Below are 13899 nucleotides of genomic sequence, written 5' to 3' on the forward strand. Positions count from 1 at the left end.
GGAAAGAAATCGATCCAGTGAATCGATTTCCCGAGGCAGGCTTGGGGCGCAAGCGTAGGGCAGGCGTCCCTCCCCCTGAAAGGGGCAGGACAGGTGGGGGCCATACCACAATTGCTAATATAAGGCGCGAACCTCAGAGCAAAGGAAATACAATGACAAAGACAACTGGCACCCCGCCCGGAAAACCGGTAAGGCCCGTGCATGCAACCATCGCAGACATACGATACCATCGTCGTTGGAGCGGGGGCGGCGGGGCTGGCTCACGCAGCCATGTCCGGCCGCAATGGCCGGCGCGTTCTGGTGCTGGACCACGCAAAACGCCCGGCTGAGAAAGTTCGCATTTCTGGCGGCGGGCGGTGCAATTTCACCAATCTGGAAACGCGCGCCGACCGCTTCCTCAGCCAGAACCCCCATTTCGCCAAATCCGCCCTGGCGCGCTATACGCCCTGGGACTTTATTTCCCTGATGGCCGCTCACGGCCTCACCTATACCGAAAAGCACAAGGGCCAGCTCTTCTGTGATCAGAAGTCTGGCGCCATTATCCATATGCTGCTGGATGAAGCCGCGAGCGTCCATGCCGAAATTCGCCTGTCTACGGAGGTTTCCGCTGTCCACCATCGCGGCGGCCACTATGAGGTGGAGACATCCGGCGGCCCTGTTCAGGCGACGCGTCTTGTTATGGCAACCGGCGGCCTGTCCATTCCCAAAATGGGCGCGAGCGGCCTTGCCTATGACATCGCCCGCCAATTCGGACATGATATTGTTGAGACCCGCGCCGGCCTTGTGCCCTTCACCTTTTCTGGAGAGCTGGGCGAGAAATTCGCGGCGATCTCTGGCGTTGCCACGCCTGTGCGCGCCAGTGTTTCCGGGGCCAGCTTTGACGAAGACCTGCTGTTCACCCATCGCGGCCTCTCCGGCCCGGCAGCGCTGCAAACCTCATCCTATTGGCAACCGGGGCAGGCCCTCACCCTCAGCCTGCTGACGGAGTCTGACCTTACCGAAACCCTGCGCACCGCGAAACAGACCCGGCCGAAACAGACCCTCGCCAAGGCGCTGGAAGACCTCTTCCCTGCCCGCCTCGCCGCCCTGGTGGCCGGTCTCGTCCCGGTCAGCGCGGACATGCGCCTCGCGGACCTCTCCCATGCCGCGATTGACGATCTCGCCGCCTTCACCCGCGCCTGGACCCTCACGCCCATGGGCACAGAAGGCTATCGCACAGCAGAGGTCACCGTGGGCGGCATCTCAACAGATGGGCTGGACCAACGCACGATGGAGAGCCGCCATGTGCGCGGCCTCTATTTCATCGGCGAATGCGTGGACGTCACCGGCTGGCTGGGCGGCTATAATTTCCAATGGGCCTGGGCCAGTGCCCACGCCGCCGCGCAGGCGGAATAATCAGGGCACCCACCGCGCGCGCAGAACCAGCCAGTCCCGCTTGCGCTGACTGACTAGGTCTGGATGGTCCAGCGCAATCGGCGCACCTTTGGTCGTATCGATCTGCTGCATGGCCTCCGCCAGACGCTGATGGAACAACGCGTCGGCCTCCACGCGGATTGGGAAAGGATGCTCCAGAATGCGGGAATTGTTCGGATTGGTATTGATCTCGTAGACTTCTATCCGGCCATTCACCATGGCAAAGTCAGCCCGGCCAAACTCGACATTGGCGGCGCGGAAATACGCCTCCATAGCGGCGCCATGGCGGTTTTCCTTCACGGCGCTCAATTCGTCCTTGTACAGCTCTTCTGTCGCAACGCCTTCATGCCCGAATTTCGCATGCCAGGTCGCATCATGAACGGACATGGAGGTGACCACCTTACCGCCCACACAATAGGCCGCCAGCTTTCGGAACAGATTCTCTGCCACCGGCTCAGCGCAATATTCGACAAACATCAGATCAGACAGGCAATAGCCCTGATCGGTCAGATCCTGCAGCGCAGCCGCCGCCTCCTCCGCTGTGTTCAGCAGCTCCGTCAGCGTGCCCCGGTGCGCAGCGCGCGTACGCAGGAACACGGGAAATCTGTCCGGCAGCCCATCGCTCGCGGCGTCCCACACCTGAAAACTGTTCAGGCCTTCCGCCTTGAGGTGTTTCAGCATCGCCATCCGCGTCAGACAGGTAGCCGGATCATTCAGCACATTTGCGCCCCCGGCCTGCAAATTGCGGAAAGCCTTCGCAGCCAGTTCCAATTGCCAGAAATCCAGACGGTCGAAGTCCGTAAAAATATAGGTCGCCTTCGGCAATTGCTTCGTGCGCAGCAACCGGTTGTAAGAGATCAGCTCAATGTCCGGCATGCCCGGAACATCTATCAAATCCCGTACGGCGTATTTGTGCGCCCCGGAGGTTACAAAACAGATCATACGTCTCTTTCCCGCTTCCCTCAGGCCGGTTCCGGCAGGATGTCATCATGGCTGCGGAACCATTTCAGGGCGCTCTTGATCTCGTCGATCTGACGTCCGGCTGCCAGCCACATCAGCCCCGCATAAATCGCGACGCCTGCCGTGACCATAACCGCGATGATCGCGGCCGCAGGCCAGTCAGCCGGCAGGACAATCGGCAACAGCATCACGCTTGCGAACATAACAAGCGAGCAGAGAAGGGATCTCCAGCCGACCAGAAACTGGTGCCGCGCCGGATAGCCTGCTGCCCGCTCTACCAGCGTGGCAGACAGAGGCCAGGTCAGGAAGGTCCGCAAGGCAATCATGGCTGCAATTCCCGCCACTCCATAAGGCATCAACACCGGCGCCAGCGCCGCCAGCAGCAGAGTGCCTACAGACAGGATAAGAATCGGTGAGCGGGTGTCGCCCACACCACGCAGAATGGAAATGTTGAACGTGCCCGTCGCATCCCGGATCCCCAGCACCAGCAGGATCTGCAAAGGCAGGACAGCACCCTGCCATTCCTCACCGAACATCAGGGGCACCAGGAAAGGGACAATCGCCGCAAGGCCCAGCGTTGAAGGATAGAGCAAAGTTGTCGTCAGCGTGAACACCCGGTCCAGCAGGTCACGCAGCATCCTGCGATCTGACTGCAGGCGCGCAATCACATTCATGGCGATTTCATTGAACGGTCCCATCAGCATGCCCGTCAGCATGCCGCTGATTGTATGCGCGATAGACAAGAGGCCCACGGCCCGCTCACCCCCAATGATACTCAGCAGAAAACGCGGAATGGCATTGTCTACATAGCCAATCAGGTAAGTGAGGATCGTATCGGTATTGAACGCAAACAGGTCCAGAAAGGCTTGCCGGCTGATGCGGAACCCGGGGCGCCAGCCCGACAACCAGAAAGACCCAACCGTCATGATCATGGTACTGATCGCCATATTGGCGACAAGAGCCCACACACCAAACCCCGCCCAGGCCAGAAAAAGCGCAACCAGCGTAGCGATCATGCCGGCCCCTGCCCCGAGCATAACAACTTTATGCTGGTGCAGGTTTCGCTCCAGAAGAGCGCCGGGAACAGCGCTGATACTGCCGATAACCATAACCAGGCTGAGGGCAGGAAGAATCTCGCCCACTTGCTCTGAACTGACCAGAACCGACAGCGGCCCTGCAAAAACAACGATAGGAATGGCGAACAGCACCGTCAGACCGCTATTCAGCCAGAAGGTCGTATCCAGATGGTCCGGCGACACCTCTTCACGTTGCTGAATGGATTCCGTCAGCGGCGCGCCGACAAAAATACCAACCACACCAAAAATCAAGGCGGCCAGCGCCATCACCCCATAAGGGTCTGGGCCAAGGAACCGCGCCATCAGGGTAAAGCTGACCAGTCCGAACAGCGCAGAGCCCCAAGTATCCGCAAACATCCAGATGGCGCTGCGGACGGCGCGCTTTATGACCGATGGCGATGTCATATCATGCAGACTGGAGGGTGGCAGCCTGCCCCGACATGAAGCCTGTCATGGCGGCCAGCACGTTCTGCCCCGTCCGGGTCAACCGGCCTTCACGGCGCACAATATCGGCGGATTCACGCTGAATGGCTTCCGTCTCACGCAAGGTAGACTCAAGCCTGCGGCGCTCCAGCCAGGAGAAATCTTTGCTCTCCTGCATGCGGCCCAAGACCCAGACCATCCGGGCAGATACGAAAGACGCATGAAAGATCCCTTCCAGCGGGCGCTCTGTACCTCGGATAGGTGACCAGTAGCGCTCGGAGTCAGGGTTCTCGACCAGCATCTCCTCCTGGCAGGCTCCGAACAGGGCGGCATGGCCTTCTTCATGCGCCAGCGTGACAATCAGGTCTGCGAATGAGGCACGGCGCTCCGCGTTAAGCGCAACAGCGCCCCATAAACGGAAACACGTGCCGCCTTCAAAAGTAGCCTGCCCTTTGGCCGGGCCAACAAGAACAAGATCTCGCAGCAGCGTATTCATCTCACCGGAGAGTTCCGGCACGTTTGCATCAATCCAGTTGATGGCTTCGCGCAGTTTCACAATGAAACGCTCTGCCTTGCGCGGGTCCGGCGCGGTCACACCGGCAACACCGGTTTCGGGCGCGCCCATGAATTTCTGAATAATCGCCATCTCGCGCTCGGAATAGTCCGGCCCGAGGATGCGGAGTTTCACACCCTGAGGGGCAGCGGCCTGCTGGAAAATATCTGCAAGCAGGGAAAGACCTGTGTGGGTGTCATCGGCCTGAAGGGCTTCGACGGCTTCATAATATGTCCCAAAAACGGAGGGCGGCAGATTACTGCCAATCGGCAATCTGCTGCGCCAGGCCTGATAGGCGTTCTGCAATCCGGCGTCTGCACCAGAGAGAACTTCCACCAGGTAATTAAGGCTTTTGAACAATCGGTCATGCATGGCCAGATTGGTTTGTGCTGCGGCTTCAGCACTGGGGAGAAACTGGAAGGGTTGCATATCCGGCCTCACAGGAAACTTTGTGTATTGAGTCTTTTGAAAAAAGCATGCCCCGCCCGTTTCCAGGCGGGGCACAAGATTAGTCGCTGCGTATTACCACCAGCCCCAGAAGGACCAGCCGCCGCGGCGCTTCTTACGACCGCCACCTTTGCAACCAACCATCGTGTCGTTTTTCTCGTCACGACGATTGCTGTACCCAAGCAGCATTTCTTTGTTGAGTTTCATTTGAGTACTCCATTGTCCCACCACCATGGTGGTACTCATTTACTTGCATATTCTGTGCAAGTTGAAAGCCTCCAAGTAAAAATATTTATGAATTTATGTGTGTCAGAAGGATACAGCAGACGAATGCAAGTTATTCGCAAGATTCAACCTCACCGGACAGATGAGCCTTGCATCGAAAACTCGCCCCTGAGTAGTAAATCGGAATGTCTGAAACGATGTCCGCCGTCAGTGTGTGAAAACGCGGCTCGGCTCAAATCGTCCGGCACGCACATCGCCCAGGGCGACAGCTTGGCCAGAGCAAATGGCAATCGCCGCCCGGTCATACTCTTCGGCACCCGCCGCCGCTTCGCGCCACTGCTCCACAATGTGAGGCAACAGAACGATCGCGCGGCCCTGCCGAATATCCCGTGCTTCCTCGCGGGAGATGTCGATCTGGGGAATGTCTTCCAGAATGGCATGCACCGGCTGCAACAGGGAGAGCAGCTCTTCCTTGTCATCCGTCTCTTCGATGCGCGACAACGCCACAGCCTGCGGCGCGCCGAACACCCCGACGCGCGTGCGGCGTAGCTGGCTGATATGGCCTTCGCAGCCAAGGTCGAATGCCAGGTCGCGAGCCATGGCCCGCACATAGAATCCCTTGCCGGAGGTGACATGGATCACCGTATGGTCGGCATCCGGCATCCCGATCACGGCGGCTTCATAGACCTGCACCTCGCGGGAGGTGAGTTCGAACTCCTCCCCGTCGCGGGCAAGATCATAGGCGCGCTGGCCGTCCACCTTGATGGCAGAGAATTTCGGCGGCACCTGCTCAATGGTGCCGAGATAGTCTTTGAGAAGGTCTTCCACCTGCTCCCGTGTCGGGCGGGCGTCTGACGTCGCGGTCACCTCGCCTTCTGCATCCTGGCTCGCGGTCGAGACGCCCCAGCAGATGGTGAAGACATATTCCTTTTCAGCGTCCATCGCCCACTGGACCGTCTTCGTGGCTTCCCCGAAAGCAATCGGCAGGATGCCATCCGCCAATGGGTCCAGCGTACCGCCATGGCCGACTTTCTGCGCATTGAATTTTCGCTTGAGAATAGCGACGGCCTGGGTTGAGGTCATGTCCACGGGTTTGAACAGGTTCAGCCACCCGCTGATCGGGTCACCTTTGCGTTTTCTCTGGCGGGCCAATGTAGACTCTCTTTATTTGCGCGGCCCGGCGGTTCGAACGCGGGCGGCGGCGGTCAGTTGGAATAGAACGAAGGCGCGGCCTTACGAAGCGCGCCTGTCTGCGTCAAGCCATCAACGGCAAGCTGGACATCATGAAGCAGTCTTGATGACCTCAGCATCTGACTCGCGCTCGAAAAGCACATCCCGGTCTTCCGCTTCGGCCTCTTGCCCGCGCTCAGGCACCGCCTCTGTCGTCCGCACCCGCTCAGCCGCTTTGGCAGGCCGCTCGGCCTGTGTTGGCAGGCGCAGATTGACGAGGTCCAGGTCCAGATCGAAATCCCCGCGCATGTCGCGGTCGCCTGTGTCCATCTTGTGTCGCACCACGTCGCGGATACGCAGCAGAACATCGCGATTATTGTCGACCAGCGGGATCTGCCGGCCGTCCGCAGCGCCGATCACCAGCCGGAAATAGGATTGCTGCTTCTTCAGACGCATGGAGATCTGAATGGCGCGAATGCCCAGGAACAGCGCCAGCAGCATCAGCCCGCTGCCCACAGCCAGCGCGACCACGCCCGAAGGGCGCTGAGGCGTCAGGCCCCACCAGGCCAGCGCCATCATGCCGAAGAACAGGCAGACGACGAACAGCGTGGCATAGAGGCTTTTTGTGCGGCGATTGGCAGGCGTGTCCCATGGATGGAACTCCACGGACTCAACCGACATGGTCGCAATGCCCTGAATGGCGATTGTATCATCGCCCATCTGCAGGGACGCAGCCGAAATCTCGCCGCGCCGCGCGCCTTCCATATCAAGAGTCTGACGGTCCATTCCGGGAGCCCCTGTTTAATTCATTACAGGGTCGCAACGTTATTCGGGGCTGTCAAATTACAAGCCATCCAGACAGGAGAGGCCGATGCTATTCGGGCTCCAGATCGCGTTTTACGCGCGGATCGGCCAGAAGACGGTCAATCGCGGTCGCCTCATCATAGGATTTGTCTGCAATGAAGTGCAGCTGGGGCGTGAACTTCAGGTCAATTTCCCGGCCAAGACGTCCGCGCAGGAAACTTGCCGCACGGTTCAACGCTTCGGCCAGAGATGTGCGGCCCTTTTCCGTGTCATCGCCCAGCGGCGATACAAACACGTTCGCATGGCGCAAATCCGGAGAGCAGCGCACCTCCCCCACAGTGACGATCACACCGATCAGGTCCGGATCACGCAGATCCTCACGCGCCAGAATGTCAGACACCGCATGGCGCACCAGTTCGCCGGCGCGAAGCTGGCGCTGTGTCGGCATGTTGCCGGAAGGGGAAGATTTACGTGCCATCAGCTGCCTGTCTTCTGCATGAGCTGTTCTGTAAAGGCCTTGCGGGCCGTCTTGTCCTTGTTGAACCACGATGCCGGAATTATGACGGCATCGCCGCCCCGTATCCGGACTGTCGTGTGTCCACGATGCTGTTTCACCTCTTTGACGGCGTCCCAGCTGATCCGGGTTTCAATGCCGCCACGGCGAACCTGTAAAACGTCGTCCAGCAGAGCGATCTCTGCCTCACGTGCCATCTCGTCCTTGCCATCTCCGCTGACGCCATAGGACCAGCGGATGAAGATAAGATACCACGAAATACCGGCAAATGCCGCCACCAGCGCCGAGAGAAACCACTGCCAGTAGGCACTCAGCCCCGCCATGTCCGCTGCGTTGCGGACCATGAGGGAGATGCTGGCCGATATGATCGGGGCTGTGACCCCGGCATAATAGACTGCCGTAGGCCCAACCGTGCCGCCCCGACTGAGACGCGCAAGACGCTTGAGGTCTTTTTCGGCCAGCTGGCCCGAGACTATGACAGGTTCACTCATGAGCGACCCTGTTTAGTCGAGCGTCCTTGCGATTTCCTCAACCTGGAAGCACTCGATCTTGTCGCCGACGCGCATGTCGTCATAGCGCTCGAACGCCATACCGCATTCCATGCCGGAATTGACCTCGTTGACCTCGTCCTTGAAACGCTTGAGCGTTTTCAGCTTGCCTTCATGGATGACGACATCGTCACGCAGCAGGCGAACGCCACAGCCGCGAAGCACTTTGCCTTCGCTGATCCGGCAGCCTGCAACCTTGCCCACTTTCGTGATGTTGAAGACTTCGAGGATCTCGGCATAGCCGATGAAGGTTTCGCGTTTCTCCGGTGCCAGCATGCCCGACAGGGTGGCTTTCACATCGTCGATCAGGTCGTAGATCACGGAATAGTAGCGGATCTCGACGCCTTCCTTCTCTGCCAGATCGCGCGCCTGCTTGTTGGCGCGGACGTTGAAGGCAAAGATCGGTGCGTTGGACGAACGGGCCAGCAGCACGTCGCTTTCGGAAATACCGCCCACAGCGCCATGAATGACACGGGCACGGACTTCCTCGGTCGACAGCTTGTCCAGCGACTGGGAAATCGCCTCGACAGACCCCTGAACATCGCCCTTTACAACCACTGGCAGCTCGGACGTCTCGACAGAGCCATCTTTCAGCTTGCTGAGCAGCTGATCCAGTGAAGCACGCGCCGCAGCGCCCGCCTTGCCGGAAACCTGCCGCTTGGAGCGGATACGGTATTCGGTGACTTCACGGGCACGGGCTTCGGTATCGACAACCACGAAGGAGTCGCCCGGGTCCGGCGCGCCATCCAGGCCGAGCACCTCGACCGGCTGGGCCGGGCCTGCGCCTTTCAGCTGTTGTCCACGCTCGTCAACCAGAGCCCGGACCTTACCCCATTGCGAGCCGGCCACGACGATATCGCCGCGCTCCAGCGTACCGCGCTTGACCAGCACGGTGGCAACCGGGCCGCGGCCCTTGTCCAGTTGGCTTTCGATCACCACGCCATCTGCATGACGCGACGGGTTGGCTTTCAGTTCCAGAAGTTCGGCCTGCAGAGTAATGGCATCCGTCAGCTCGTCCAGACCCTGACCCGTCAGGGCAGAGACTTTCACGGCCTGGGTTTCACCGCCCATGCTTTCGACCTGAACATCATGCTGCAACAGGTCTGTCAGCACCTTGTCGGCATTGGAGTCCGGCAGGTCTGTCTTGTTGACCGCCACGATGATCGGAACACCGGCCGCCTTGGCGTGATTGATGGATTCAATCGTCTGCGGCATCACGGAGTCATCCGCCGCCACGACCAGAATGGCAATGTCGGTCGCCGTCGCACCACGCGCACGCATTGCCGTAAAGGCCGCGTGGCCCGGCGTATCGAGGAAGGTAATCCGGTCACCGGATTTCAGCTTCACCTGATAGGCACCGATATGTTGGGTAATGCCGCCTGCTTCGCCCGCGACCACATCGGTCTTGCGCAGGGCGTCCAGCAGAGAGGTCTTGCCGTGGTCGACATGGCCCATGATCGTGACGATCGGCGGGCGTGACTTCAGATCTTTCGGATCATCATCCTCACCTTCAAGACCGATCTCGACATCGGATTCAGCAACACGTTTCACGGTGTGGCCAAATTCCTCGGCGATCAGTTCGGCCGTGTCAGCGTCGATAATGTCATTGCCGCGCAGCATCTCGCCTTGCTGGATCATGAATTTGACGACGTCTGCGACGCGCTCATTCATCCGCTGGGCCAGATCCTGCAGTGTGATCGTTTCCGGCAGGGTGACTTCGACAGACACTTTCTCGCGCTGCTCGCTACCGCCTGTGCGGCGCTCACGTTCGCGCTCACGGGCACGGCGCAGGGAGGCCAGCGAACGCTGACGGTCTGCATCATCGCCAAGAGCCGAAGAAATGGTCAGCTTGCCACGACGGCGCTCACCACCACCCCCACGAGAAGGACGGTTCTGCGTGTCACGGCGATCACGGTCATCCTTGGATTTACGCTTGCCGCCACTGCGCGCCGGGGCATCATCAACGGCAGGAGCCGCAGCCGCCGGGCTGTCGGCAGGTGCCGCAGATTTGGCGCGGGCTTTCGGGGCACGGTCAACGCGCTCCTTCGCGGCGGCTTCTTCAGCCTTGCGCGCTTCTTCCTCGGCCTTGCGGCGAGCTTCAGCCTCTTCGCGCTCTTTCGCTTCCTGCAGTTTCTTTTCCTGCTCGGAGCGAAGGCGGTCCTGGGCCTCCTTCTCGCGCTGCTCTTCCTTGGCGCGGGCCGCAACTTCGTTCTTGCGTTCCAGCAGGGCCTTCTGACGCGCTTTCAGCTCGTCGACGGTAATGCCCAGCTTCTTCGCGGTCGCAACCAGGCGCGCCTCAAGGGTATCATTCCCCTTTGGCGCGTCCTTGGCAGGTGCGGAGGAGGAGGAGCCGCCAGGGCCTACCGCCCGGCGCTTCTTCGTCTCAACAACCACCTGCTTGGAGCGGCCATGGCTGAAGCTTTGCTTCACCGTACCGGAACTCTTCCGGGAGACGGTGAGCGGTTTGCGCCCGCCTGAATTGCCACCAGTGTCTTTCGTATCGCTCATGCGTTCTTCATACCACGTTTCTTGCCGATGCGCGCCATTGCGCCTCAGCTTTGTTTTCCGCTACCGATCCTGATCCGGGAACCAGTCCAGTTCGGGCCGTGTGCGAAATCCGGCAAGCCGCCGGTAGGCAAGCCGTATAGCTTTCGCAATTGGACCCTTGCGGACGAGACCGTGTATCACACGCTCACGCCCAAACGCCACGCCCAATTCCTCAGAACTGAGCGCACCGGCCATTTCCACGTCGCTATATAATGCTTTTGCAAGGAAATACACCTTTGAGCGGCCATCTTCTGCACCATCGGCCGCCTCAAGCAAAAGTCCGGGACGTTTCTTCTGGAGCGCATCGCGCACCTGATCAAAGCCCAGAACGATTTCGCCGGACTTCTTGGCCATGCCCAGAAGCCCCGTGAAACGCTTCAGCAGAAGCGCCTCGATCTGGTCGATCAGACCGTCAGGCACCTTGACCTGAGTTTTGAAGCCCCGGGCAAACGCCCCTTTGCCAATCGCTGTCTCAAGCGTCTCGCGATCAGCCTTTACCCACACCCCCCGTCCAGGGAGCCGGGATGACACATCCGGCGTCACCACACCCTCAGGTGAGAGGGCAAAGCGCACCATCTCTGTCTGCGGGAGACGTTCCCGCGTCACGGCGCACTGGCGGACAGGGATCTCCCCGTCCGCCATGCTTTGTCCGTCAGTGCCGGTTACCCGCGCATCACTCTTTCGGTGCGGCCTCGTCATCGCCGCCCTCCGCTGACAGGGCTTCGAGATCAAACTCGAGCTCTTCAAGGGCCTCATCGACCGCCTCATCAGAAGCATTGCTGCCAAGATCGCCCAGCGCCAGCAGCGCGCGTTCTTCTTCGGTCAGCTCAGGCACTTCTTCTTCGGCCTTTTCAGCCAGCATCTTCTCGACGGTGTCCGGCTCAACCCAGCCTGCGGCAACGCGGGCCTTCATGACGAACATCTGCGCGTCATCCTTGCGCATCTCGCCCTTCTTCAGAATGCCTTCCACCCAGACCGGCTTGCCGTCCGGGCCCGGCTCACGCCAGCCGGTGATGTCGTCCGGCACCAGGCCTGCAACATCATCCAGCGTCTGCACGCCTTCTTCGCCGAGACGGACAGCAAAGGACGGCGTCATGCCTTCCAGCTCCATCACGGCATCTTCAACGCCCAGCTCCTTGCGCTTGGCATCATTCTCGGCGGCAACGCGGTCCAGATATTCACGGGCACGTTCCTGCAGCTCGGCGGCTACATCCTCGTCAAAGCCTTCAATCGTGATGAAGTCTTCAGAGGCCACATAGGCAATTTCTTCGACCGTCTCGAAGCCTTCAGAGGCGAGCAGCTGAGCCAGCGTTTCGTCCGCATCCAGCGCTTTCATGAACAGGTCGGTACGCTCCTGGAACTCACGCTGATAGCGCTCGGAATCGGCGCTTTCGGTCACGAGGTCGATCTGCCAGCCGGTCAGCTGGGAGGCGAGGCGCACATTCTGTCCGCGGCGGCCAATAGCCAGCGGGAACTGATCGTCCGCCACCACGACTTCCACGCGGCGCTCTTCCTCGTCCAGCACCACTTTCGACACTTCGGCCGGCTGCAGCGCGTTCACGATGAAGGTTGCGTCGTCATAGTTCCACGGAATGATGTCGATCTTCTCACCGGAGAGTTCGCCAACAACCGCCTGGACACGCGCACCGCGCATACCCACACAGGCGCCGACCGGATCAATCGAGCTGTCATTGGAGATCACGCCGATCTTGGCGCGGCTGCCCGCGTCACGGGCACAGGCCTTGATCTCGATCACACCTTCATAGACTTCCGGAACTTCCTGCGCGAACAGCTTGACCATGAAATCAGGCGCAGAGCGGGACAGGAAGATTTGCGGACCCTTGGTCTCGCGGCTGACCTTGTAAAGATAGGCCCGCACACGATCATTCGTCTGGAAGTTCTCGCGCGGAATACCGTCATTGCGGCGGATAATGCCCTCTGCGCGGCCGAGGTCCACGATCACATGGCCATATTCGACGCGCTTAACGACACCGGAGATGATCTCTCCGACGCGATCCTTGTACTCATTGTACTGACGCTCACGCTCGGCATCACGCACCTTCTGCATGATGACCTGCTTGGCGGTCTGGGCAGCCACACGACCGAAATCGAACGGCGGCAGCTCGTCTTTCAGCTCGTCGCCGACCTCAAGGGAGTCGTCGATCTTCTTGGCTTCCGACAGACGCAGCTGTTTGGATTCATCCTCGAACTCATCGTCCGGGACGACTGTCTGGATCCGCCACAGCGTCTGTTCGCCGGTCTGCTCATCGATCTTCGCACGGATGTCGTGCTCCTGGCCGTATTTTGCTTTCGCGGCCTTCTCGATGGCTTCCTGCATAGCCTCGATGACGATTGTCTGATCAATCGCCTTCTCTTCAGCGACCGCCTTGGCGATCTGCAGGATTTCCAGCCTGTTGGCTGAAACGCCGATGGTGTTCATTTGACGTCTCCCGTCTCTTCATTTGACTCGGTGTCTTCATCACTCTCGTCGATTTCAAGGTCGCCGAGGTCGTCTTCATCAGGTTGCGGCGGCAGATTACCGGAGGCACGTGCCGCTTCAATCAGTTCATCCGTCAGGATCAGGCTGGCGCGGCTCATCTCATGAACGTGTGCAACCAGCTCGGTCTCATCGTCCAGTTCCAGATGGGCGCCGTTTTCGTCTTCACCGGTAATGATGCCGGTAAAGCGGCGGCGGCCATCAATCGGGCGTGCCAGCTCCACTTTTGCGGCATGGCCCACCCAGCGGGCAAAGTCCCCTTCCCGCGTCAGCGGGCGGTCAATGCCGGGCGTGGATACTTCCAGCGTATAGGCTTCCTTGATGGGATCATCATCTTCCAGCACCGGCCCCAGAGCGCGTGAGAGCCTGGCGCAATCCTCGACATTGGTCGGGGCGCCGCCGGCTCTTTCCGTCATGATCTGAAGCTGCGGACGCCGCCCGCCCTGAATGCGCAGGCGTACGATTTCCAAGCCAAGGGACTCCGCCACGGGCGTGGCGAGAGCGAGAATGCGACGTTCCTGTTCGGTCAGAGCAATCATGCGTTTGAGGGAGTATTCCGGTAAAGAAAAGCGGCGGCCCCGTTTCCGGAACCGCCGCCGATATGTTTCGACTTGGAATATATATAGCCCCATAGGCGCGGCCTGTCGAGTATGCGTTGCTGTAGATGCAAAAACGGCGGCTCCGCTTGCCGGAACCGCCGTCTAAAATTCTCTCGAGAGAAT

The 13899-nt window shown here is 59.9% G+C and carries 13 protein-coding genes; 1 reads left to right on the top strand and 12 read right to left on the bottom strand.

Annotation, left to right across the window (positions count from 1 at the left end; genetic code table 11):
• The first annotated feature begins 201 nt into the window (after positions 1 to 201).
• The gene (locus HY29_RS04230; protein ID WP_034792927.1) at positions 202 to 1395 is read left to right on the top strand and encodes a BaiN/RdsA family NAD(P)/FAD-dependent oxidoreductase; all 1194 of its coding nucleotides are present in this window, start codon (positions 202 to 204) and stop codon (positions 1393 to 1395) included.
• Here the strand turns inward: HY29_RS04230 and HY29_RS04235 are convergent, their stop codons facing one another.
• The 12 genes from HY29_RS04235 to rimP all read right to left on the bottom strand — a co-directional run bounded on the left by HY29_RS04235 (position 1396) and on the right by rimP (position 13716).
• Positions 1396 to 2355 (bottom strand): ATP-grasp domain-containing protein, encoded by a 960-nt coding sequence (locus HY29_RS04235; protein ID WP_051601124.1) that lies wholly within the window; start codon positions 2353 to 2355, stop codon positions 1396 to 1398.
• Between the two features lie 20 nt (positions 2356 to 2375).
• Positions 2376 to 3854, bottom strand: a complete 1479-nt coding sequence (locus HY29_RS04240; protein WP_034792929.1) for an oligosaccharide flippase family protein — start codon at positions 3852 to 3854, stop codon at positions 2376 to 2378.
• A gap of 1 nt (position 3855) precedes the next feature.
• Complete coding sequence (locus HY29_RS04245) at positions 3856 to 4854, bottom strand: aKG-HExxH-type peptide beta-hydroxylase (RefSeq protein WP_034792931.1); 999 nt, start codon at positions 4852 to 4854, stop codon at positions 3856 to 3858.
• Positions 4855 to 4947: 93 nt separating this feature from the next.
• On the bottom strand, positions 4948 to 5079 hold the full coding sequence (locus tag HY29_RS19800) for a hypothetical protein (protein ID WP_277813010.1): 132 nt from the start codon (positions 5077 to 5079) through the stop codon (positions 4948 to 4950).
• 225 nt (positions 5080 to 5304) lie between these two features.
• The gene (truB, locus tag HY29_RS04250) at positions 5305 to 6249 is read right to left on the bottom strand and encodes a tRNA pseudouridine(55) synthase TruB (protein ID WP_034792933.1); all 945 of its coding nucleotides are present in this window, start codon (positions 6247 to 6249) and stop codon (positions 5305 to 5307) included.
• A gap of 129 nt (positions 6250 to 6378) precedes the next feature.
• On the bottom strand, positions 6379 to 7053 hold the full coding sequence (locus HY29_RS04255; protein ID WP_034792935.1) for a hypothetical protein: 675 nt from the start codon (positions 7051 to 7053) through the stop codon (positions 6379 to 6381).
• An 88-nt stretch (positions 7054 to 7141) separates the two neighbouring features.
• Complete coding sequence (rbfA, locus tag HY29_RS04260; protein WP_034792938.1) at positions 7142 to 7549, bottom strand: 30S ribosome-binding factor RbfA; 408 nt, start codon at positions 7547 to 7549, stop codon at positions 7142 to 7144.
• A complete protein-coding gene (locus HY29_RS04265) occupies positions 7549 to 8076 on the bottom strand; it encodes a YcxB family protein (protein WP_034792940.1) in 528 nt (175 codons plus the stop codon). The genes rbfA and HY29_RS04265 overlap by 1 nt, the downstream gene beginning before the upstream one ends.
• A 12-nt stretch (positions 8077 to 8088) precedes the next feature.
• The gene (gene infB / locus HY29_RS04270; protein ID WP_034792942.1) at positions 8089 to 10641 is read right to left on the bottom strand and encodes a translation initiation factor IF-2; all 2553 of its coding nucleotides are present in this window, start codon (positions 10639 to 10641) and stop codon (positions 8089 to 8091) included.
• A 60-nt stretch (positions 10642 to 10701) separates the two neighbouring features.
• Positions 10702 to 11379, bottom strand: coding sequence for an RNA-binding protein (locus HY29_RS04275; protein WP_051601125.1), 678 nt, complete (start codon positions 11377 to 11379; stop codon positions 10702 to 10704).
• Positions 11354 to 13120, bottom strand: a complete 1767-nt coding sequence (nusA, locus tag HY29_RS04280) for a transcription termination factor NusA (protein WP_034792944.1) — start codon at positions 13118 to 13120, stop codon at positions 11354 to 11356. The genes HY29_RS04275 and nusA overlap by 26 nt, the downstream gene beginning before the upstream one ends.
• Complete coding sequence (gene rimP / locus HY29_RS04285; RefSeq protein ID WP_034792946.1) at positions 13117 to 13716, bottom strand: ribosome maturation factor RimP; 600 nt, start codon at positions 13714 to 13716, stop codon at positions 13117 to 13119. The genes nusA and rimP overlap by 4 nt, the downstream gene beginning before the upstream one ends.
• Between the last annotated feature and the right edge of the window lie 183 nt (positions 13717 to 13899).

This window comes from Hyphomonas beringensis (assembly GCF_000682755.1).
GTDB classification, from domain to species: Bacteria; Pseudomonadota; Alphaproteobacteria; order Caulobacterales; family Hyphomonadaceae; genus Hyphomonas; species Hyphomonas beringensis.